A 22,898-nucleotide genomic window follows, 5' to 3' on the forward strand; every position below is an offset into this window, starting at 1 on the left:
CATTCTGTCCGTATGTAAGACATTCCAAATTTAAATATCGATGGACTAGAATGCTCACAGAATAGTTGCTAGGATTTTAGATTTTGCAATCATTATTCTGCGAGCTAATTTATTGGAATTTTACAAATATTAAATAAATCTAATATGGTGAAGTGGTAACTAGGTATTGTTTTTAAACAATTAAAGGAGTTGAGGAAGGTATATAATGTCTGACATTCAAAGGAGTCCGTTGAGAAATGTACCACCAATAATCTCCTTACTCATTTGTGGATTTATGGGCATGTTTAGTGAAACATCCCTTAATATTGCTTTACATCATCTCACGTTAATAATCTCATGATGTTGCTGTTCAGGCAGGTGCTTAATCCATGGCATTCAAAATGCATATACCTTTGCTGTCGTCATAGCTATTATTGGTCTGATTTGTTCTCTATTTATTAAGCGAGTGCAAGTCACGTAAGTTTTAAAAGCTCTTAAGTTTATTCTATAAAACAAAGAAATATATGTAAGGAGAGATTGGTTTGGCATTATTATTAAAGAATGTGCGGTTGGAAACAGGGTATTTGTATGATCAATCTTTTGTCACAGCTACCGAAACGAAAATAGTTGATATTTTGATTGAAAATGGCAAGTTTGTTGAAATATCTACAACAATTGAAGCAAATGATGCAGTAGTAGTCGATGCTAAAGAGCAACTACTCGTTCCGTCGTTCAAAGAAATGCATACACATATTGATAAAACATACTTCGGTGGCGAGTGGAAAGCACCATCTCCAGCTACAGAAGGGATTTTTACTCGTTTTAAAGAAGAAGCGACTATATTGCCTAAACAACTGGATGTAGCTGCAGAGAGAGCTCATGCTATGGTAAAGCATTATATAAAAAATGGACATACACATATTCGTACACATGTAAATGTTGACCCGCATATTGAGACGAAGCATATGGAAATAGTAAAGCATGTGTTAGAAAGTTACCAAGATCAAGTAACATATGAAATCGTCGCATTCCCACAGCATGGTATATTACGGAATGGTCCAGAGTTTTTAACAATTCTTGAAAAAGCATTACAAATGGGCGCTACTCATATCGGAGGGGTTGACCCTGCTTTAGTAGATCGTAATAGCAGGGAAGTTTTAAAAACAACTTTTCAATTAGCCGAAAAATACGATGTTGCAATTGACATTCATTTACATGAACAAAACACATTAGGGGCATTAGAAATCCAACATATTCTAAATGAAATCCAACAAAGATCATTCAAAATGGAAGTAACCCTTAGTCACGCATATGCATTAGCGGACTTGCCACAACAAACATTAGACAATTTGCTAGATCAAATGGCTGCAAATAATGTTAGCGTAACAACAACGGTTCCAATAGGAATAGGTCCGATTACAATTCCTGTGAAATATATGTATGATCGGGGCGTAAAAGTTTCTTTTGGGCATGATAGCCTGATTGATCACTGGTCCCCATTTGGAAGTGGCGATACGATCCATAAATTAAATCAGTTTGTACAACGTTTTAGCTACATCGATGAGTGGCATATTGGACAATCCTTGAAATATGCGACAGGAGGATTAACACCATTAAATGAAGATGGGGAGCAACAGTGGCCAAAAGTTGGTGATGTAGCCAATGCGTTACTCGTTGATGCAGTTAGCTCTGCGCATCTAATTGCTAGACAGTGTCCGCTTTCGACAGTAATTTCAAAAGGGAACATAATCCATGAAGAAGAGATAGAGCTAAAGGGGGAATTTCGTTGAGTACTTGGCTACGAAACGTTCGATTAGAAATTGGTGAAACAACGTATGGAGATGGGAGCATTCAAACAAAAACCGATCTGTTTCATATTCAAGTTGCTCAAGAAGGAGTAATTCAGACGATTATGCCCGCAACTGAAAATGTCTTGGACGCAAATGCAGTTGATATGGAAGGGAAATTAGCTCTTCCTGCATTCAAAGACATGCATAATCATTTGGATAAGACCTACCTTTCATTAGGATGGAAAGCTTGTCGTCCTGTGAAAAGTTTATCCGAGAGATTGGCTCTTGAAGCAGCTGAATCAGAGGAACTTGTTGAAACTGCGGAACAGAGGGCATCTGCCATGATTGAACTGCATTTGAGTAATGGTGTGAATCATATTCGAACACATGTCAATATTGATCCATACATTAAATTAAGCAATTTAGAAGCCGTTAAAAAAGCACTAAAAACTTATGATCAATATGTAACATACGAAATTGTCGCGTTTCCACAACAAGGCTTACTTGAGCATGAAGAAATGCCTGACTTATTAAGACAAGCATTGGAATCTGGTGCAACAATCTTAGGGGGACTTGACCCGTCAGGCATCGATAAAGACATCGAAAAATTACTGCAAGTCACAATGGATATAGCTAGAGAGTACAATGTGGATGTCGACATGCATCTGCATGATAAAGGACAAGTAGGTTTCTATACTATGGATAAATGGCTGGATATGGTGAAAGAACAAGATTATAAGGGAGCCACTGTTTTTAGCCATGCATTTGGTTTAAGTAAATTGACACCTCCTATGCAAAAGCAATTTGCCAAAAAATTAAGCGAGTATAATGCGGGAATAATGTCTACTATTCCTATTTCTATAAACTCTCAACTCATTCCAATTGATATTATGATAGCGCAAGGCGTTAAAGTTGCCTTGGGCTGTGACGGTTTTTTTGATTCTTGGAGTCCATATGTGCCAGGTGATATTTTAGAAAAAGTGTATAATTTTTGCGAATACACTGGAAAATCAAGCGAACGCTCGTTACGTGAAAGTTTAAGTTTAATTACACAAGGCGTAACACCACTGAATGGTGAAGGTGAACAAGTGTGGCCTATGGTTGGGGATGAGGCAAGCTTTGTATTTATAGATGCCAGCTGCAGTGCAGAGGCAGTTGCAAGGCTACCGAAAAAAAGACAGTTGATGCATAAAGGTAGGTTATACAAATCAAAACATTAGAAGGGTTCGACGAAAATCATCTAATGAAGAAGTGGAATAAAAATAACCTCTGACTTCATTGATAAGGTGGTTGTTTTTATGTTTGCTCACTTTACGAATTCTCACTAACAATTAAATTTTTTTAGTTCGAAAGAATTTTATGATAAGGCAATAATTGCATCAGAGTGATTAACTTAATGTAAGATTAATTTTTTTATTAAATGTTTTATGAAAGAAAGGAAAGTACTAATGTCTAAAGAAACGAAAAAATGGAATTCAATTCTATTAATATTTTCTATTTTTTCAATCGCCATAAATATGCGTCCAGCAATTACATCTATTGGCCCAATGCTGGAAACCATTCGTGAGCAATTATCGTTATCAAATGCGCAAGTGAGCCTGTTAACAGCAGTACCAGTCATTTGTATGGGGATTTTCGCCACATTGGCTCCGTTATTGAATCGGAAATTTGGATTGTTAAGAACGATGGCTGTAATGATAACTCTAATCGGTGTAATGACCGCTTTACGTGGCTTTATTTCAGGATTTATAGTGCTTGTAGTTACAGCATTTATTATCGGAATCGCAATCGCAGTAGTGGGACCGCTTCTTTCAGCAATGATCAAACAGTATTTTCCTGACAAAGCTGCGTCAGTCATCGGAATTTATTCTTTCGGGATGGGAGTGGGATCGGCAGCGAGTGCGGGTTTGACAGCGGTGTTCTTTGACACTACCGGGTCTTACTTTTTTGCCTTAAGCATTTGGTCCATACTTGCGCTAATTGGTCTTGTCGCATGGTTCTTAGCGATGAAAGGACAGATGGAAGGTCCGCAAATCAATTCTGTTAAAGCGACAAGTCAGCGAAACAAGATGAAATCTCCGTGGAAATCACGGAAGGCATGGTTATTTTTGCTATTCTTCGGATTGCAATCTTCCGCGTTCTTTTCAATCATTACATGGCTTGCGCCGATTGCAACGTCTTCAGGGTTGACTTTACTACAGGCTGGTACACTCCTGAGTATAATGACGACGGTTCAAATATTTTTTAACATCCTTCTACCGCTGCTAATGGAGCGTTTTCCTGCACGGAAGTTTTGGCTATTGCTGATCCTAGTAGCTGGGATGTTAGCAGTCGTACTGTTCTGGACGGGGGTTCATTCACTTATGTGGGTTGGCGCATTCATCATGGGAATTCCCCTTGGTGGTCTATTCCCAATAGCACTGCTTTTACCTCTTGATGAGACAGAGACTGCAGAAGAGGCGAGTTCATGGACAGCGATGATGCAGACAGGTGGTTTCATCATTGGTGGTTTATTGCCACTTCTAATTGCACTTGTCTTTGACTGGACGGCGAATCATCAGTATACGCTTGCGATTATTATGTTGCTGTATGTCATGATGTTCGTCTTGACGTTTTTGATTGGCAATAAAAAATATCGTTAGAATTAACATGTTTATTGAATGAAATCATTATGATCCATACTGTAAAGAGTAGCCAAAGCTACTCTTTTTCGGTTCTATAATCACGCTCGATCTTAATAAACATTACTATGTATTCTTATCTTATAGGTAAATTAGCTTTTTAGTAGGTCTCGTTTAATACTAGAATGTTTTCTTTCTAAGAAAAAACCTTCAATAAGTTCAGTTTTAAATATAGGCATAGCACTCTTCAGCTATGCCTATTTCTGAGTAAGCCTTTTAAGGTTAATTAACTTTAATTACTTCAATATATCTATACATTCCCCTTAACATAACTTGGTCATCCTTTAAAATGTTAAGCCTGTGTTTATTCTTACTAAACAATACCTCAAAACTTCGACCAATGTCTGTTCCTAATATGCTTATAAAAGGCCTTAACAGTTTTTTTGTTAGTGTTAATTTTTGATTTTTAGCAGCAAATTTATCAAAGATCAGAATTCTTCCATCCTTCTTTAAAACTCTTATCATCTCTCCAAAGCATTTATTTTCATCAGGAACGACAGAGAGAATTAAACTCGCTACAATATAGTCAAATGATTCATCTTCAAAAGTCATATTTTGAGCATCCATTTCTAAAAATTCAATTGAAGAGTGCTCGAATTTACGTTTAGCTTTAGCTAGCATGTCAGGAGAATAATCAATAGCTGTAATATCAAAATCACCATAGTTAATTAATTCTAAATCAGCTCCAGTACCAATCCCTACATATAAGATTTTTTGGTTACTTTGAAAAGGGGCTTTTTGAAAAATTCTTTTCCTAGTCTTTAAAAAAATACCTGTATTAAAAAATTTATCGTAGAAAGAAGAGCCCACTTTGTAAATAATCTTGTTCCACGTATTATTCAATATATTATCCACCTTTCTACAGTAATATCGAAGCATTTGAATTCCTTAAATCCTGTGAAGCCTCCGAAGCTAGGAGTGACCTTACTCCACCAACCTTTTAGCTCGAGACATCACTAACATACTAATAGTAATGAGCGCAAAGGCTGTTAACGCAAGAAAGGGGATTGATACAAACCCAAACCAATTTATATATTGAATATTACAAGGGACACCACTTACACACGGTTTAAATCCACCGTAGCCAGGAATCTTCTGTTCAAGATAGTGTATTAATGATATGCAGCCACCAATAAGTATGATGAGGCTGGGAATCGTCTTGCAAAAAGCGTGAAAAATGCAGGGAAAAATGAATCTATTACCTATAAGTATAATAAAGCGAATCAATATCGTTTGTAAACAATCTGGAATACTTGTACGATCAAGATGGAAACTTACATTTACCTGCTGGACAGTAGTTTACGCACATAGTTATAAACCGAAAAAATGAGGTGAACTTTTTGATATTTTTTAGTATAGGTTTATTAGTTGTGGGGATGATATTCGCAATAATACGTAGAAGTATATATCCATTCATTGAAATACTTATCTATGCAAGTGTTGCATTACTATATGATCTTTTTCAATTCATCTTCAGCTTATTAGGGAATAATTGGATGTATCATCTAGCTATTCCCGTTATATTAACATGGATAGCATTCTATTTTGCAAATAAAATAATAAAAAAAATAGATTGGCAGTATTAATAAATTCATTTAATAAATCCTCTCTAAATACAATTTATAAGCTTTAAAAAATCATTAAATTACAAACTATTACAATTTTATAACCAAAACTAGAGTTAGATACACGCTTAATCACTTTTAGGCTAGTTAATTCCCATTTCTCAATGGGTTAAGTAGCCTGATTTTTCTTGTTTCAGCACTTCATGATGAATATAAAATAAGATTTATTAAGATTGAGGAAGAATAGGTCAAGATTTATTAAGAACTATGCAATTGAAAAGCGAGTAGAGCAAATGGTTTTTTCAGCTTGTCAAAAATCTAACTATTTCACCGTAGAATCATTAAACCTTATTCCCGCAAGTTTTTCATCTTGTTCAGGAGCTTTTACTAGAAGATGAATTACTTTACATTGAGAGAACGTTTGAACAGCACTTTGGTAGACCTCAAGTGAAAATAAAATATGTACAAACGACGAAAAGATTATGAAATGGAAGAGAATTTTAGAAACTGCATAAATTTTTATGCAGTTTTTCCTTTACTTTCAAATAATTATTTTGTAAGATAAAGCCAACTTCAAAAGTGGCCAGACCACTTTTGGATTCATTCATTAAGAGACGCCATCGTCTGAAGATGGTGGATTTTGTTTCTTTTTAGTAGGTATCCAAACACCAACTGAATGAAGATAAAGCCTTTGGATGCATTGTTTATCTGCGCGAAAGGAAAGCGACAGTAATAATTATTCAAAGGCGAATAGATTGACTAAGAAGTTGATCTAATAGATAAAAAACCGAACAAAGAAAGTATTTTTAGATATCGTCCAACAATTACGACAACTTATTAAAATAGAAAAATTACTGGCTGGTGAAAAGTCATCTTCCGAAAGAGTCCTTTCAGACACCTAGGTGTTAGGCAATCCTCTGAGAGAGGCATTGCAATGTTTAGAGTTATTAGGTCTTATTGAAACGAGACATGGGGAAGGTACATTTCTAGCTTCTACAAAAGCATCCGCTCGTAGAAATATTGTCGATGTTTTTTTTAGAAGATGAAAAATCAAAAAGGATGTCCAATTAACGCGACAAATTTATGAAAAGGAAGCGATTCGCGTTATAAGTTGTACAGAGACTCTGCGAACACTACCAGTGTGGGCAGTTTTTTTGTAAAGCTAGAGATAGAAAGTACGATTAATTGTCGGGATGTTTTACGAGAAATAATCATCAAGTCAGGAAATCGTTTTTCACTAAAAGTCTGGTTTCAGTTAGCAGTTTATGACGGTGATCGTTTAAATCGAAATTCAACAGAAGAAGAAAAATTAATCATTCAAACGAAATCGATGCACCTTGGCTATGAAAAAGAAGCATTAAAAGCTTACCAACAGTGGATGAATGCTGAACAAGGCATTTAGAAATCAAAGGGGGAGTAAAACATGGTAATACGTAGCGTATTTAGTAAAAAGAAAGAGGACGGACAGGAAAAGGGATTTCCAGAAGGACTTATGACTAAATGTCCAGAATGCCGTCACATTCAGTTAACAAAGGAATTAGAAAGAAATCATAAAGTGTGTACAAGATGCGACCATCATTTCAAAATGACTGCACAGGAGCGCGTAGCATATCTCTTAGATGAAGGTTCATTTGTTTCAATGGATGATCATTTACAAACAAGTAATCCACTTAATTTCCCTGATTATGTAGAAAAAATTTCAGTGGCTAAACAACAAACAGGATTAAGCGAAGCTGTACTGACTGGGTTTGGTACTCTTGAAGGAGAAAAAATTGTTGTAGCTATTATGGATTCTCATTTCCGTATGGGCTCAATGGGCTCCGTTGTAGGAGAAAAAATCACACGTGCCGTTGAAAAGGCTATTGCATTACGTGTACCGATTATTATTTTTACTGCTAGTGGTGGAGCGCGCATGCAAGAAGGTATTCTATCATTAATGCAAATGGTAAAAACGAGTGTGGCATTAAAACGTCATAGTGAAGAAGGTCTATTATTTATTTCGATCATGACGCATCCTACATACGGTGGCGTTTCAGCAAGCTTTGCCTCTGTTGGAGATATTAATATTGCTGAACCACAAGCATTGATTGGCTTTGCTGGTCGCCGTGTCATTGAAGAAACATTAAGAGAAAAATTACCAAATGATTTCCAAAAGTCAGAGTTTTTACTAGAGCATGGTCAGCTTGATGCAGTTTTCCATCGGAAGGATTTACGAAATCAACTAGTAATGCTTGTAAAAATGCATACAAAAGGCGGTGGGCAACATGTCTAAAAATTTAGCTTTTGAAGAACCAGTAGTACAATAACGAGAAAAAATTGATGAATTAAAAACGATTGCTACAAAGAGTCTAACACAGCTGAGCTTTTTTGTATGAATATTGTTTATACAGCTTTTTATGCAAATATATAAACAATGCTATTATAGTACTTTTTAATTTTATGTAGAGAGTATTATCTGAAAAAAACTTGTATATTTGACGCTTTAAAACAAACTGCATTTTTATCGTTCCCATACTTTAATTATAAAGCCTTTAATTAAATAATAATATTCAACAAACGGGCGCGATTATTTAAGAACGCGTCTTTTTCATGAAAAGGACCATATTGTTGAATAAATTCTTTTATTTATGTTTCCAAACGACGCTTTGGGAGCTTTAATATGTGAATGAAGGAGATATTAGTGACCACGCTGAATATATTAAGTGGTTGGTTAAAAGGTAAGTTAATTTTGTTATATGCACTATAGTTATGAAGAAAATGGAGAATAGATATGACAATAACTGATTCTAAAGAGCTTTTATTAACAACAATTCAAGAAAGTTTTGAGCAGCTATTCGCAATTATTGAAAGTGTTCCAACACGTAAACGTAAACTTACTGTTGATGTAGAGGAACGTGATAAAAACTTTCGTGACGTTCTTATGCACTTATATGAATGGCATGCGATGCTTGAAAGATGGTATAACGAAGGTATGAATGGTGACACCCCTACAATGCCAGCTCCAGGTTATCAGTGGAGAACGCTAGACAAATTAAACAATCAAATTTGGGCAAATTATCAAGATGAATCATTAACAAATGCAATCAAAAAAGTGAAACTAAGTCACCAGCGTATAATCCAATTAATTGAATCTCATACGTATGATGAAATAATGACAAAAAAACAGTATAAGTGGACAAAAACAAGTAATCTTTATAGTTATTTTGTAGCGAATACAGTAGACCATTACAAATGGGCAATCAAAAAGTGTACAGTCATTGCGAAAAAGATACATGAACTAGATGTATAAGTAAACAAATTATACAAACTCATACAAAATAACGTTCCCAAATGTAAGTTTGGAGAGAGACTGAAATCCAAGAAATGCTGTTTAACTAACATTTCTTGGATTTTCCTTTGAATATTGTTTATACAGCTTTTTATGCAAATAATATATAAACAACGCTACGATGGGACTTTTCAAGATTATGTAGAGTGTGTTATCTGATTAAAAACCTGTATATTTGACGCTTTCAAACTACATTTTCTATTGTTCCTATACTTCAATTATTGGCCCTTTAATTGATAAACGATATTCAACAATCGGGCGCGATTGTTGAACAATTAGCTGGAAAATGAGCAAAATTTTTTAAAAAAATCTCATGCACCTATTTAAAAAGAGTAACTCCATTTTGAAGTTGGTTTTTGATAAGGATTCAGGGATATTTTTTAATCAGTCTTTATTCAAAAGCTAGAGTAATTTCGATAATAAGGTAAAGATAAAACAATCTTAATTCTGATGGATTTTTTAACAGAGTTAAAAAAAGAGATTTTCAAATTGAGTAAATATCTGTTGCAATTCAAAACAATAAATCATAATATAAGAATATAGTTATATAACGATTTAGTCACCTTTCTTATGAGGTGATTTTATTTAAAAAATATATAAGCAAATGATTATATAAGGAGTGTAGATAAATGGAAAACACACTAATTGAAAAACAATTAAAAGCAGCAGCAGATTTAAATCGAATTAAATTACTTGCATGCATGAAAAATGGGGAGGTATGTGTATGTGATTTCGTGGACGTTCTAGGCATATCACAACCAGCAGTTAGTCAGCATTTACGAAAATTAAAGGAGGCAGGTATTATTACGGAGCGTAAAGTAGGAACTTGGAAACATTACCGTTTAGTTGAGGATCAAACGCCACTTATGAAAGGTATTTTAGAACAAATTCAGCCTTTAAACGTGTGTAACTGTGTCACAGATTGTTGCCCTGTAGGGGGAACTGATAGTGAGTAAGGAGTCTTTAACCAAACAGCTATCTTTTCTAGATCGTTATCTAACCCTTTGGATATTTGTGGCGATGGGGATAGGTGTCGTATTAAGTATCGCCGTGCCCACTATTGGTGAAGCATTAGAGTCCATGTCAATTGGAACAACATCTATACCGATTGCTATAGGGTTAATTGTCATGATGTACCCGCCGTTAGCGAAAGTAAAGTATGAAGAAATGTGGCGAGTGTTTAAGGATTGGAAAGTGCTTTTATTATCCCTTTTTCAAAACTGGTTACTTGGACCGTTCTTAATGTTCTTTTTAGCCATCATTTTCCTACATGATTATCCTGAGTACATGGCTGGACTCATTATGATCGGTTTAGCTCGCTGTATTGCCATGGTCATTGTATGGAATGATTTAGCACGTGGAGACCGTGAATACGTAGCTGGTTTAGTTGCTTTTAACTCCATCTTTCAAATCGTGACGTATTCAATTTTTGCTTACTTTTTCTTAAATGTATTACCTGGTTGGTTTGGTTTAGAGAATTTCAATGTATCCATTTCGATGTGGGAAATTACAAAGAGTGTACTTATATACTTAGGTATTCCATTTGCAGCAGGGTTCCTCACACGATGGATAGGGATTAAAGCTAAAGGAAAACAGTGGTATGAGGAAAAGTTCTTACCGAAGATTTCACCCCTTACCTTAATTGCACTTTTGTTCACGATTGTGATGATGTTTGCATTAAAGGGTGAGCAATTAGTAGAACTACCACTAGATGTAGTACGTATTGCAATTCCTTTATTTATTTACTTTGTGATCATGTTTGCTGTGTCATTCTTCTCTTCCCGTAAAGCTGGCGCGTCTTATCCTGTTACAGCAGCTCTTTCTTTTACAGCGGCTAGTAACAACTTTGAGTTAGCTATTGCTGTTGCAGTTGGCGTATTTGGTCTGCATAGTGGCGTGGCATTTGCCGCTGTTATTGGTCCACTTGTAGAAGTACCAGTTCTCATTGGACTTGTATGGGTTGCCTTACGTTGGCAGAAAAAATACTTTAAAACAATTAAATTATAAGGAGCAGTTTTAATGGCAAATACACTTTATTTCTTATGTACAGGTAACTCATGCCGAAGTCAAATGGCTGTAGGACGGGCTAAAAAGTTACTACCAACCAATTGGACAGATAAAAGTGCTGGTATCGAAACACATGGTCAAAATCCAAATTGATAAAACGATATGTAAAATTGAAATGTAGTAAATACACTCACAAAGTTTAAATAAACGTCTAGCTAACTGCTAGACGTAAAAAATGCTTTTTATATAAGGGAATGCTTATGTAAAGAATGAAAGAGGAGAAGTTAATTATGAAAACACTAAAAGTAATCAATCAAAATGGATCTTGTTGTACTCCTGCAAAGGATATTGAGGTACAAGAGACTGTAAATAATTCTAATAAAAATTTACCGATTGTAATCATTGGCGCAGGTCCAATTGGATTAGCTGCGGCTGCTCATTTAGTAGAACAAAAGCAAGCATTTATTTTACTAGAGGCAGGGCGTGAAATAGCACACAATATACGTACTTGGGGGCATGTTATACTATTTTCACCATGGAGATATAACATCAATAAAGCAGCCAAAGCTTTATTAGATGCCTCCAATTGGGTAGAACCTAATTTAGATACGTTACCCACTGGAAATGAATTAATTGATCTATATTTAAAACCTTTATCTGAGGTAGTACAAATAAAGCCTAACATTCAATTGAACGCAAAAGTAGTTGGGATTTCACGAAAATTTAATGATAAGATGAAGACAAAAAATCGAGTAGAACAATCCTTTAATATTTATGTTGAACAAGAGAATGACATCAATATCATTGAGGCGAAAGCTGTTATTGATGCGACAGGTACTTGGGCAAATCCTAACCCAGCAAATTCTACAGGGGTTTGGCTGAGAAATGAAAAAGCATTAGCAGATCAAATTGAGTATGGTATTCCAGATATAAATACGAATGCTAAGAGATATGCAAATAAGAAGATTGCTGTTATAGGTGGTGGCCATTCAGCTATTAATACCTTATTGGCACTTGCAGAATTACAAAAAGAGAATCCTGCAACAAAATTAGTATGGATTATGCGTAAAAGATCTGTTGAAGAAGCATATGGTGGCGAAGAAAAAGATGCATTAGCAGCTCGTGGCGCACTAGGAGTACGTATTCACGAATTAGTAGATTCAGGTAAGGTTGAAGTAATAACACCTTTCTATATCTCACAGTTAAAGAAAGATGAGAGCATCCAAATTGTTGGTACTATTAACGGGGAAACAAAGGTATTAACAGGATTTGAAGAGCTTATTGTCAACGCAGGTAATCGACCAGATCTTACGATTAACAGTGAACTACGGCTTTCCATTGATGCAGCAACAGAAAGTGTGCAAGCATTGGCACCTCTAATTGACCCTAATGAGCATAGTTGTGGAACAGTAAGAGCGCATGGGGAAGAAATATTGAGACAACCAGAGAAAGACTTCTATATTGTCGGGGCAAAAAGCTATGGACGCGCACCAACATTTTTAATGGCAACAGGTTATGAACAAGTACGTTCAATAACAGCTTACTTATCAGGTGATAAAGAAGCTTCGAAGCGTGTAGAATTGGAGTTACCTGAAACAGGGGTATGCGGTATAAATCTTGCTAATCAATCAAATTCATGTTGTTAAAAAATATGACTGTTAGCGAAAGCTAGCAGTCCTTTTTCTCGCCGTAAAATAATTTTAGTTTACATAATATAAATTATAGGAAGTTACGTTTCATTGAAAAGTATACTTATGATAGTGAGACAAAATTAAAATAAACTCAGATAATCGTTACATCATCTGAGTTTATTCATCTTATTTAGATAAGGCTTTCATATCTGCTACGATAGTTTCTACAGGTACATTTGTAGCGCCGTCATAATCCTTCACGACAACTCCGTCAGCATTTACTAAATAAAAGCTCGACATATGTACGACTTGATCAGAATTCGGATCATTTTTCACTAATGAATTAAAAGATTTTCGCGCAAATTGCTCAATATACTTTTGATCATAACCAGTTAGTAGCTGCCATTTGCTATCCTTAACAACTGAATATGTTTGTAAATAATTTTTTAAAATATCTGGCGTATCTACTTCAGGATCTACACTAAATGCTACTATTTGATAATTCTTCACACCTTCATCCTCTAATGACTTTTGCACATCCGTCATATTATATGTCATTGGCGGACAAATCGAATTACAATTTGTAAATATGAACATTGCTAGCCAAGGCTGTCCTTTTAAGCTATCAAGGCTTACTTGCTTATTATTTTGATTCGTAAATGAAAAATCTTCTACATCAATACTCATTTTAGGTTCGAATTTATAACTGCCGCAAGCTGCCAAAATTGTGGTTAATACTAGTAACCCAACTAGTATGATCCTTTTCTTTCCCATTAAAATGTACACTTCCCTCCAGTTTATCATCGTATTTTATTGTATAAATAATAGAATACAAATACAAGATAATGAACTTGAATCATTTCCTCCATTATGTCATCCACTCTTAATCTGTATATTTTTGGTATACATCTAGCATTTCTATTTTTTATATACAGAAAATTTTCAAAAAAATTTCACAACATTTATTTACTAATTTTCTTATTTCCCAAGACGTTTAACACTTGTTATATAACAATGTTTTTTAGCTATTCCTTTATAACTGACATTTTATACAAAATTAAGGAAAGCATTAAATTTCTCTTTCAAGTTCGAATTTTCTCCTACATTCAAAATTATTATCAATAAGCTATTATTAATATACTATTTTAATAACGAATTCCATTCTCTTTCTAACGGGAAATTTCTATTAAAACCTTATTATTTCTACATTATTTCGACTATCTAAATTTAACTAAAAATTTGAAAAACTAAAAATTTAGTATTGCATTATAAGAATCTACCTCATAAAATAAGTGAATATAACGGCGATTAACAAAGAAATATGTCGTTTAAAACAGAAATATATAACTTTAGGGGGAATAATGATGGCTAACATTACTGAGAACAAAAACGTACAATCAGTTGACTATAATGCAATTGAAGCTATGGAATCGTTCAACATTTTCGTGAAAAAGAAAAACACCTTCCTTTTCTCGATTACAGCAGGGTTTTTATTTCTTTATATTTTACTGCCAATCCTTGCTTTTCAACCTGTACTACAACAAAAAATTATTGGTAGTATAACGGGCGTTTGGATTTATTCAGCAGGACTTTTCATCATGACAATTGTTCTTTGTACAGTATATGTAAAAAAAGCGGCTTCATTCGATAAAGCTGCTGCTGCAGTTCTTGCAGAGTACCAAGCGAAAGGTGGAAAATAAATGAATTTAGTATCAGTTGGTTTCTTCTTAGGAATCGTAGGTTTAACATTAATCGTTACGTATATAGCAGCGAAACGGACTTCTTCTGCAAGCGATTTTTATACAGCAGGTGGTGGTCTGAAAGGCTGGCAAAATGGTTTTGCCATTGCAGGTGATTACCTATCAGCTGCTGCTTTTCTAGGGGTTTCAGGAGCTATTGCTTTAACTGGATTTGATGGTTTTTTCTTCTCAGTAGGATATGTCGTTGCAAATTTAGTTCTATTATATGTAATTGCGGAGCCAATGCGTAATTTAGGACGCTATACGTTGGCAGATATGTTAACAGCTCGCTTTAATGAAAAACGTATTCGTGGTGTTGCTGCAACTGGAACAATTATTATTGTTATTCTCTATATGATTGCGCAATTAGTCGGTGCTGGTGCACTTATTAAATTATTATTCGGAATTGAGTACTGGATTGCGGTGTTAATTGTAGGAGTAATGATGACAACATATGTATTGTTTGGTGGGATGACAGCTACTTCTTGGGTTCAAATTATTAAGGCTGGACTTTTATTATTTGGGACAGGTCTATTAGCAACACTTGTACTAATGAAATTTGATTTCTCTTTAGTGAAAATGTTTGATACGATTTCTGCCGATCATGGCGACAAATTTTTAGTCCCTGGTATGAAGTACTCAAGCTCAATTGACTCTGTATCAATGATGATGGCACTTGTATTAGGAACGTCTGGTTTACCTCATATTTTAATGCGCTTCTTTACTGTTAAAGATGCGAAAACTGCTCGTGCTTCTATATCTTGGACAACTTGGATTACGGCCATTTTCTTCTCGTTAACAATTTTCTTAGGCTTTGGTGCAATGCACTTTGTAGGTCTTGATAAAATCATCGCAGAAAGTAAGGCTGGTAATACTGCTGCACCACTATTAGCTGAATTCCTTGGTGGAGATGTATTAATGTCATTCATTTGCGCTGTCGCTTTTGCAACCATTTTAGCCGTAGTCTCTGGTTTAGTATTAACAGGTGCATCGGCAATTTCTCATGATATATATGGTGAGATTATGAAAGATGGTAAATTAACAGAGAAACAACAAGTTGTAGCTGCTCGCACTGGCTCTATTTCGATTGCCATCGTTTCTATTATTCTGGCATTGTTTGCTCAAAGTTTAAATGTGTCCTTCTTAGTATCATTTGCATTCTGTATTGGCGCCTCTGCTAACCTACCAGTTATTCTTTACACAATATACTGGAAAAAGTTCAACTCAACTGGTGCAGTTACAGCAATGGTAACTGGTTTAGTTTCCTGCTTAATATTAGGCGCAATGGGTCCAAATGTTTGGAGTCCAATAGAAGGTGCTGCAATTTTTGTTGGAGAGCCATTAGTGCCACTAGCAGTCCCTGCAATTATTACAATTCCATTAGGCTTTATTGCTGGTTACTTAGGTTCAGTTCTTTCTGCTAACAAAGTGTCTCAAGCAGAAGCAGATCGGATTTACAAAGAAATTCGTGTGAAAGCGAATACAGGTGTATCTGTTTCAGATATTTCTCATTAATAAATTTATATCGGAATGAAGCATCAATTATTAATAAAAAGACTCGACTTTGGTCGAGTCTTTTTAATTTTTACTATAAAAATTCAAACATTTTACTTATCGAACAATACTATTTATTTTCCAAATTTAAGAAAATATCCATTTTCCACTAGATAAATAGTGTTTATTTTTTCTGGAAAAAACGCATTTTTTCTCGGTTATTACAATCGTTTTTTTGTCAAGAAGCTAGTAATATCCATACGTTATTAATTTATCTGAATATTCCAAAACCCTTTAATTTCTAGGCTTTGTCTCATATTTTCTGTTTCAAGACTATTTTTATGGAAATTTTTTTTCCATAATTTTTCTGAAATGTATTGCAATTTTGTGAACTGTCTCATAAAATTAAGATGTGAATTCACTAAAGTAGCAAAATTCAGTATTTAAGCAGTAAAAATAAACACAAAATGGGGAATGTTTATGGCGAACAATCAAGCAAGCAAAAGCATTGTAATAGACTATGATGCTATTGCTAAACAAGAATCGTTTAAATCTCTTGTAAAAAGGAAGAATGCATTTCTTTGGTCAATCACTGTATTCTTCTTAGCAGCTTACCTGTTGCTTCCGATTCTTACATCTTACACAACAATCCTACACCAAAAAGCTTTTGGGGAAGTTACTTGGGTATGGATTTATGCAGCAGGATTATTCATTATGACATGGTGCTTATGTCACTTATATGTTGCGAAAGCAAATAGCTTTGACAAAGAAGCGAAAGCAATTATCGCTGAATATGAAAACGGGGGTGGCCGCCTATGAGCCCAATAGCAATATTTTTCTTCGTAGCAATCGTTGGTCTTACATTAATTATTACATGGTGGGCATCTAAACGTACTTCTTCTGCGACCGACTTTTACACTGCAGGCGGTGGTTTAACTGGCTGGCAAAATGGACTAGCTATCGCTGGTGACTACTTATCAGCAGCTTCTTTCTTAGGTATTGCTGGTGCCGTTGCATTATTTGGATTTGATGGATTCTTCTTCTCTATCGGTTATTTAGTAGCTTACTTAGTGGTTCTTTATATCGTAGCTGAGCCATTACGTAACCTTGGTAAATTCACACTGGCTGACATGATTACAGCACGTTTTAACAATTCTAAAGTTCGTGGTACAGCAGCTTTAAGTACAATTACAATTGTATTATTCTACATGATTGCACAACTTGTTGGTGCAGGCGCACTTATTCAATTACTTCTAGGAATCGACTATTGGGTTGCGGTATTAATCGTAGGTGTTATGATGACAACTTACGTTTTATTCGGCGGTATGACTGCAACTTCTTGGGTACAAATTATTAAAGCTTGTCTATTAATGTTAGGTACAGTTATTATTTCGTTCCTAGTATTAAAAGAGTTTGGTTTCAGTATTTCAACAATGTTCTCAGAAATGACGACTGCTACTGAAAGCGGTGCAGCATACTTAAATCCAGGACTTAAATATACAAATGGTCTTGATACAATCTCGATGTTAATCGCACTTGTATTAGGTACTGCGGGTCTTCCACATATTTTAATGCGTTTCTTCACAGTAAAAGACGCAAAAACAGCTCGTTCTTCAGTAATATGGGCAACTTGGATTGTAGGTATTTTCTACGTTTTAACAATCTTCTTAGGATTCGGCGCAGCTGCATTCGTTGGTAAAGAAGATATTATTGCTGCTAACGCGGCTGGTAACATGGCTGCTCCACTACTTGCAGAAGCACTTGGTGGCGATATTCTGTTCTCATTCGTTTGTGCGGTAGCATTCGCAACAATCTTAGCGGTAGTAGCAGGTCTTGTACTTTCTGGTGCATCTGCCCTATCACATGATATTTATGGTCAAATCATTAAAAAAGGTAAAATTACAGAAAAAGAGCAAGTATTTGCGGCTCGTATTGGTTCTATTACGATCTCTATCGTGTCAATCCTTCTTGCTCTTGGTGCTCAAACATTAAACGTTGCGTTCCTAGTATCGCTTGCATTCTGTATTGCAGGTTCTGCAAACTTACCAGTAATTATTTACACAATTTATTGGAAACGCTTTAATACTGCTGGTGCAGTGACAGCGATGTTAACAGGTTTAATTTCCGCTTTAGTACTTGTAGCGGTTTCTCCAAACATTTGGAATCCAGTTGAAGGCAAAGCTATTTTTGTGGGTGAACCGTTAATTATGTTAACAAACCCAGCCCTTATCTCTGTGCCACTCGGTTTCCTTGGTGGATTCATCGGAACTTTATTATCTAAAGAAACTGATGACGCGAAATACCGTGAAGTTGATGTAAAAGCAAACACTGGTATTTCAGTACAAGACGTATCTCACTAATATTATGACTAAAAAACCTCGTAGGCCATTAGCTTACGAGGTTTTACTTTTGTCCCCTTTTTCGGTAATATATTGGTAATGTGAAATGGAGGGATTATCATGGCATTATCTAGAGCTAAAAAGAAACGTATGCATTTAAAACGTACACAAGGTAAGGATGTGGAGAGAAAACGTCAAACTTCCCCTTTTAGTACGCATGAGCGCGTGACAAAGACGAAGCGTGCAACATTAGAGCATATTAGAGCGAAACATAGGAAACAGCCACATGGAGACGATGACTCGCTCTAAATGTGGCTGTTTTGTATTATCACTATAAACTATAAAATTTCTTTGTATTTTCTGTTACAATTTTTGCCGCTTCCTGCGTTGTTAAGCCTTTAATCATTGCAATGACTTCAATTGTATTAGACATCATATAGGGCGATGTAAGCTTTTTATCAAAAGGCCCTTCAAAAGGCCACGGTCCATCCGTTTCCACCATCATCAGCTCTAATGGATATCTTTTAATCAATGCTTGAATTTCTGCTTCATAAACACAATCAGGTGTAATTGAAATAAAATAGCCATTATGTATCATACGCACAATCGCCTCTTCACTTCCCTTAAACCAATGAAAATGTGCCTTAGTCACACCATATCGTTCAAGTAAATCACACGCGATTAAAGCATCCTCATAAACAGCATGTAACACAATCGGTTTGTGAAACTCTTTTGCAAACTTAACAAATTGTTCTAATAAATCAATATAAGGTCTCTCATCGATCTCTTTCTCTTGTCTACGATAATAAGGTAACCCGACCTCTCCAACAGCAATCATGTCACTAGCATGAAGCTGTAACCAGTCAAATAAAGCTTTTCTATCTCTGTCACTCGGCAAAGATTGTTCAGGATGAAAACCATATGCTGGCTTTACCTTTGCATAGGTTTTCGATAATTTCAGCGTTTTCTCACACGATTGCAAGTCCGTGCTCACTGCAATGACATATTGTGCTTCATCAAGTAGTAGAGGCACTTCTTCTTCCTTATACTGATCTAAATGGATATGTGCATCAATCAACATACGCATCGTCCTTTTCTTCTTTTAAGTAATGGAAAAGTTGTTGTTTTAATTGAGTAAATTGTACACAATGGCGAATTTCTTCAGAGCGTGGTCGTGCAAACGGAACAATGATTTCCTCCTTGATCGTAGCTGGACGTTTTGTTAATACGATAATCCGATCAGCTAAAAATAACGCTTCTTCAATACTATGTGTAACGAACAAAATAGATTTTTTATGTTCCTCCCAAATCGATAACAACCACGCTTGCATTTCTAGTCTTGTAAACTCGTCTAGAGCTGAGAACGGCTCATCTAGGCATAGTATCGGTTTCTCACTGACGATTGCTCGCAGAAAGGATACGCGCTGCTGCATGCCTCCAGATAAAGCATGGGGATATGCATTTTCAAAAGAAGCTAGGCCAACCTTTTCTAACCACTTTCTTGCAATCTCTATATTAGGTCGATGATGTAATTCTTCGACAATCGTGACATTTTCCAAAATTGTCCGCCAAGGTAATAAGCTAGGTTGCTGTGGCATGTAGCCGATGGTGCCTGGTTTTTGCTGAATGTTTTCTCCATTTAACAAAATAGCTCCTTGATTTAAGGGCGATATACCGCCTATTAATTGAAAAAGCGTACTTTTCCCACTACCTGAGGGACCAATGATCGCTACAAATTCGCCCTCCTTTACCGTAAAGGATAGGTTTTTCACTACTTCAAGCGCGCCAAAGGATTTAGAAATGTCTTGAATGTTCAGCATGTGATCCTCTCCCCTTTACAGTAATCTTTTCGACGAAACGTATAACACTAAATAACAATAAACTTAACAAAACTATCGCAAATATCGCCACAAATACACGATCCGTTCGAAACGATGATTGAGCAAGTGTCATATAAACACCAATCCCCTTTTTCGCACCAAGCCATTCCGCGATGACTGCTCCCATCACACTATATGTCGCGGCAATTTTAATACCTGAAAATATAGATGGATAGGCAAATGGCCATTCTAATTTCCAAAACGTTTGACGTTTTGTAGCACCAATCATCGCAAAATAATGCTTAAGTTCTGGTGACGTTTGACGAAAGCCATCCATTGCCGCAATAACGATTGGGAAAAAGCAAACGAGACAAATAATAATTAGCTTTGGTAACAGCCCAAAGCCAAACCAAATAATTAATAATGGCGCTAAAACGAGCACTGGCACATTTTGCGACACAATTAAAATCGGATATAAGAATGCCCGCATTGTATTTGAACGATGTAATAACACCGCAACACTCAAGCCACAAAGCACACCAATAGCAAGACCTATCACAGCAAGCTGTATAGTAGCGAAAACATGGGGAAGAAACGTTTGGTAAGAGTGAATGCCCTCCATCACGATGGCACTCGGCGCTGGCAATAGCCAATGTGGGATTTCAGCAAAACGGATAATGACTTCCCAGATGACTAATAGGAAGGCGATAAAAATAATCGACCTTCCTTTCGTTACTACTTGTTTCATCCTCGATATTTCTCCGTCAATGTCCCCATTGTAATGCCAGTTGGCTGATATAAAATTTTTACTTGTGTAATTACATTAATGGCACCTAAGTCAATCATTTTTTGATTCATCTGTTCAATAATTTGGAGTAAGGTAGACAGTTCTCCCTCCATAGTCGTTTCTAGTGGCTGCACCTCATAGCGCACACCTGCAGCATCGATAATTGCAATTGCCGCATCCACGAAAGGGATGACATCCTCATATTTTTCTGTTTTCGGTATAATTTGAACACTGATTAATGAATTAGCCATTTAATTTGCTCCTTTCGTTGGTAAGAAATCATTTGTAAATGCTTGCTCTGCATTAAATTTTCCTTCTAAGACGTTGTTTTTCGTCATCCATTCCGCATAGTTTTCCCAAACTGCTAATTTTTGTTCGCCCCATTGCGCTGCATCATCTTGATATTTGTTTGCTAGCCATTCTTGACTTTTATGCACAAGTGCTTTATCTAAGTCAGGTACCGCTTCAAGTAAAATATCAGCCGCTTCATTAGGTTGCTCAATGGCATACTCATAGCCTTTTGTCGTTGCAGCTACAAATGCCTTTACCACATCAGGATTATCCTTAATCATCTTTTCATTCGTAGCTAAAACAGGTGTATAATAATCAAGTTGCTCACTATAGTCTGTTAAATACTGCATATTTAATGTTTCCCCACGTAGCTCCGCCTCAATACCTGTCCACGCATAATAGATCCAGGCAAAATCAATATCCTTTTGCATCATGGTGAAAAAGTCTAAATCTCCTGCATTAACAATATCTAATTTTTTGATATCCGCCTGTTCTTTTTGCATAAGTGATTGTAAAACAGCTTGTTCTATTGGGCTTCCCCAGCCACCATACGTTTTTCCTTCATAGTCCTTTGGAGATGTAATGCCCTTTGAAGCAATCGAAGCAAAGCCAGATGTATTATGCTGAATAATTGCGGCAATTGATACAAGTGGTACACCCTGTACACGTGCTTGCGTAATACCTTCCTGATAGCTTACGCCAAACTGTGCTTTGCCTGATGCAACTAGCTGATCAGCACCAGCATCACCAGGTAAAATAATGTCCACGTCTAAGCCTTGCTCCTCAAAGTAGCCCAGCTTTTTCGCCACATACAGTCCTGTATGATTTGTATTAGGTGTCCAGTCTAGTACAACGGATACCTTTTTTAATGAGTTTGTTTCCTCTTTGTCCTCTTTTTCGCTACAACCAACTAATGTTACTAATGCAGCAATAAGAACGAAAAACCACTTTTTCATGCTGTGTCCTCCAAGTCTAGTAGTTTGAAAGTGTTCATGATTGAATGTTTACACCAGAAAAAAAGGTATTCTAAGGCCATTTGCAGTGCTTATGATTGATTACTCCTCGTTTTAGGTGGAATAATGAATCCTAAACAAAAAACGCCTGGGAGTTATCCCAGACGTTTGCAAACGGTATCAAAAAATAGTAAATGATTATTTTTGAATAGATGTTCCCTACGCTGGTACGAGCCAAATCAGGTTCAAAGGGTCAGCATCTAAACGGACGCAATCTCAGCTGGCAACTTCCAGCCCCCCTACATTCTTAACTTATGAACTTTTCGTTGATTATTATACCCATATGTATCGTAAAATGACAAGCTAGTAATTTTCGTAGTTGAAAAAAATGAGCTTTTACAAGACTATACTAGTAATCTGCGACATGACTTTTGCAAATAGAAAAGGTTTTAAGCATGGCGTTTGGAGTAGCAGACTATGCTGTATGGTATTTT

21 protein-coding genes, 2 pseudogenes and 1 riboswitch are annotated in these 22,898 nt (G+C 35.9%); of the genes and pseudogenes, 15 read left to right on the forward strand and 8 right to left on the reverse strand.

Going from position 1 to position 22,898, the window contains the following annotated elements; all coding sequences use genetic code 11:
• Positions 1-521: 521 nt before the first annotated feature.
• The 3 genes from ACIQ1H_RS06465 (at position 522) to ACIQ1H_RS06475 (ending at position 4,411) form a co-directional block, all read left to right on the forward strand.
• Positions 522-1,769: an amidohydrolase gene (locus ACIQ1H_RS06465; RefSeq protein WP_402887416.1), complete on the forward strand. Its 1,248-nt coding sequence runs from the start codon at positions 522-524 to the stop codon at positions 1,767-1,769.
• Positions 1,766-2,989, forward strand: a complete 1,224-nt coding sequence (locus tag ACIQ1H_RS06470; RefSeq protein WP_402887417.1) for an amidohydrolase — start codon at positions 1,766-1,768, stop codon at positions 2,987-2,989. The genes ACIQ1H_RS06465 and ACIQ1H_RS06470 overlap by 4 nt, the downstream gene beginning before the upstream one ends.
• 228 nt (positions 2,990-3,217) lie before the next feature.
• Positions 3,218-4,411: an MFS transporter gene (locus ACIQ1H_RS06475; protein WP_402887419.1), complete on the forward strand. Its 1,194-nt coding sequence runs from the start codon at positions 3,218-3,220 to the stop codon at positions 4,409-4,411.
• A gap of 261 nt (positions 4,412-4,672) precedes the next feature.
• On the opposite strand, the gene ACIQ1H_RS06480 is transcribed toward ACIQ1H_RS06475, so the two are convergent.
• Positions 4,673-5,293 (reverse strand): class I SAM-dependent methyltransferase, encoded by a 621-nt coding sequence (locus tag ACIQ1H_RS06480; RefSeq protein ID WP_402887420.1) that lies wholly within the window; start codon positions 5,291-5,293, stop codon positions 4,673-4,675.
• Between the two features lie 81 nt (positions 5,294-5,374).
• Positions 5,375-5,587, reverse strand: a pseudogene (locus ACIQ1H_RS06485) (disulfide oxidoreductase); the annotation flags it as partial.
• A gap of 1,569 nt (positions 5,588-7,156) precedes the next feature.
• Between ACIQ1H_RS06485 and ACIQ1H_RS06490 the strand changes: the two are divergent.
• The 7 genes and pseudogenes from ACIQ1H_RS06490 (at position 7,157) to ACIQ1H_RS06520 (ending at position 12,996) form a co-directional block, all read left to right on the forward strand.
• Positions 7,157-7,417, forward strand: coding sequence for a hypothetical protein (locus tag ACIQ1H_RS06490; RefSeq protein WP_402887422.1), 261 nt, complete (start codon positions 7,157-7,159; stop codon positions 7,415-7,417).
• A gap of 21 nt (positions 7,418-7,438) precedes the next feature.
• Positions 7,439-8,287, forward strand: a complete 849-nt coding sequence (gene accD, locus ACIQ1H_RS06495; protein ID WP_402887424.1) for an acetyl-CoA carboxylase, carboxyltransferase subunit beta — start codon at positions 7,439-7,441, stop codon at positions 8,285-8,287.
• 498 nt (positions 8,288-8,785) lie between these two features.
• The gene (locus ACIQ1H_RS06500; protein ID WP_402887426.1) at positions 8,786-9,304 is read left to right on the forward strand and encodes a ClbS/DfsB family four-helix bundle protein; all 519 of its coding nucleotides are present in this window, start codon (positions 8,786-8,788) and stop codon (positions 9,302-9,304) included.
• Positions 9,305-9,972: 668 nt separating this feature from the next.
• A complete protein-coding gene (locus ACIQ1H_RS06505) occupies positions 9,973-10,299 on the forward strand; it encodes an ArsR/SmtB family transcription factor (RefSeq protein WP_402887428.1) in 327 nt (108 codons plus the stop codon).
• Entirely contained in the window at positions 10,292-11,350 is a 1,059-nt protein-coding gene (gene arsB, locus ACIQ1H_RS06510; protein WP_402887430.1) for an ACR3 family arsenite efflux transporter, read from the forward strand. The genes ACIQ1H_RS06505 and arsB overlap by 8 nt, the downstream gene beginning before the upstream one ends.
• Before the next feature lie 12 nt (positions 11,351-11,362).
• A pseudogene (locus ACIQ1H_RS06515) lies at positions 11,363-11,500 on the forward strand (arsenate reductase/protein-tyrosine-phosphatase family protein); the annotation flags it as partial.
• A gap of 140 nt (positions 11,501-11,640) precedes the next feature.
• Entirely contained in the window at positions 11,641-12,996 is a 1,356-nt protein-coding gene (locus ACIQ1H_RS06520; protein ID WP_402887432.1) for an NAD(P)-binding domain-containing protein, read from the forward strand.
• A 171-nt stretch (positions 12,997-13,167) separates the two neighbouring features.
• On the opposite strand, the gene ACIQ1H_RS06525 is transcribed toward ACIQ1H_RS06520, so the two are convergent.
• Entirely contained in the window at positions 13,168-13,755 is a 588-nt protein-coding gene (locus ACIQ1H_RS06525; RefSeq protein ID WP_172771448.1) for an SCO family protein, read from the reverse strand.
• Between the two features lie 590 nt (positions 13,756-14,345).
• Here ACIQ1H_RS06525 and ACIQ1H_RS06530 point away from each other — a divergent pair.
• From ACIQ1H_RS06530 to ACIQ1H_RS06550, 5 genes are all read left to right on the forward strand, one after another.
• Entirely contained in the window at positions 14,346-14,681 is a 336-nt protein-coding gene (locus tag ACIQ1H_RS06530; RefSeq protein WP_172771447.1) for a DUF485 domain-containing protein, read from the forward strand.
• Positions 14,682-16,235: a solute symporter family protein gene (locus ACIQ1H_RS06535; RefSeq protein ID WP_402887434.1), complete on the forward strand. Its 1,554-nt coding sequence runs from the start codon at positions 14,682-14,684 to the stop codon at positions 16,233-16,235.
• 459 nt (positions 16,236-16,694) lie between these two features.
• The gene (locus tag ACIQ1H_RS06540; protein WP_172771445.1) at positions 16,695-17,033 is read left to right on the forward strand and encodes a DUF485 domain-containing protein; all 339 of its coding nucleotides are present in this window, start codon (positions 16,695-16,697) and stop codon (positions 17,031-17,033) included.
• Positions 17,030-18,574, forward strand: coding sequence for a solute symporter family protein (locus tag ACIQ1H_RS06545; protein ID WP_139860345.1), 1,545 nt, complete (start codon positions 17,030-17,032; stop codon positions 18,572-18,574). Before ACIQ1H_RS06540 ends, ACIQ1H_RS06545 begins: the two co-directional genes overlap by 4 nt.
• A 99-nt stretch (positions 18,575-18,673) precedes the next feature.
• On the forward strand, positions 18,674-18,862 hold the full coding sequence (locus ACIQ1H_RS06550) for a hypothetical protein (RefSeq protein ID WP_402887436.1): 189 nt from the start codon (positions 18,674-18,676) through the stop codon (positions 18,860-18,862).
• 22 nt (positions 18,863-18,884) lie between these two features.
• Here ACIQ1H_RS06550 and ACIQ1H_RS06555 read toward each other — a convergent pair whose 3' ends face one another.
• Genes ACIQ1H_RS06555 through ACIQ1H_RS06575 form a run of 5 tightly spaced genes read right to left on the reverse strand, consistent with a single transcriptional unit; the run spans position 18,885 to position 22,407 of the window.
• Positions 18,885-19,634 (reverse strand): TatD family hydrolase, encoded by a 750-nt coding sequence (locus ACIQ1H_RS06555; RefSeq protein WP_402888562.1) that lies wholly within the window; start codon positions 19,632-19,634, stop codon positions 18,885-18,887.
• On the reverse strand, positions 19,624-20,373 hold the full coding sequence (locus ACIQ1H_RS06560; RefSeq protein WP_402887438.1) for an ABC transporter ATP-binding protein: 750 nt from the start codon (positions 20,371-20,373) through the stop codon (positions 19,624-19,626). Before ACIQ1H_RS06560 ends, ACIQ1H_RS06555 begins: the two co-directional genes overlap by 11 nt.
• Positions 20,348-21,121 carry an ABC transporter permease gene (locus tag ACIQ1H_RS06565; protein WP_402887439.1) on the reverse strand — a complete coding sequence of 258 codons (774 nt, stop codon included), beginning with the start codon at positions 21,119-21,121 and terminating at the stop codon, positions 20,348-20,350. Before ACIQ1H_RS06565 ends, ACIQ1H_RS06560 begins: the two co-directional genes overlap by 26 nt.
• Positions 21,118-21,411, reverse strand: coding sequence for a thiamine-binding protein (locus tag ACIQ1H_RS06570; protein WP_172771442.1), 294 nt, complete (start codon positions 21,409-21,411; stop codon positions 21,118-21,120). Before ACIQ1H_RS06570 ends, ACIQ1H_RS06565 begins: the two co-directional genes overlap by 4 nt.
• Complete coding sequence (locus ACIQ1H_RS06575; protein ID WP_402887440.1) at positions 21,412-22,407, reverse strand: ABC transporter substrate-binding protein; 996 nt, start codon at positions 22,405-22,407, stop codon at positions 21,412-21,414.
• A gap of 196 nt (positions 22,408-22,603) precedes the next feature.
• Positions 22,604-22,715, reverse strand: a riboswitch (TPP riboswitch).
• Positions 22,716-22,898 lie beyond the last annotated feature (183 nt).

It is taken from the genome of Lysinibacillus sp. NPDC097279, assembly GCF_044761745.1.
Taxonomy (GTDB): Bacteria; Bacillota; Bacilli; order Bacillales_A; family Planococcaceae; genus Lysinibacillus.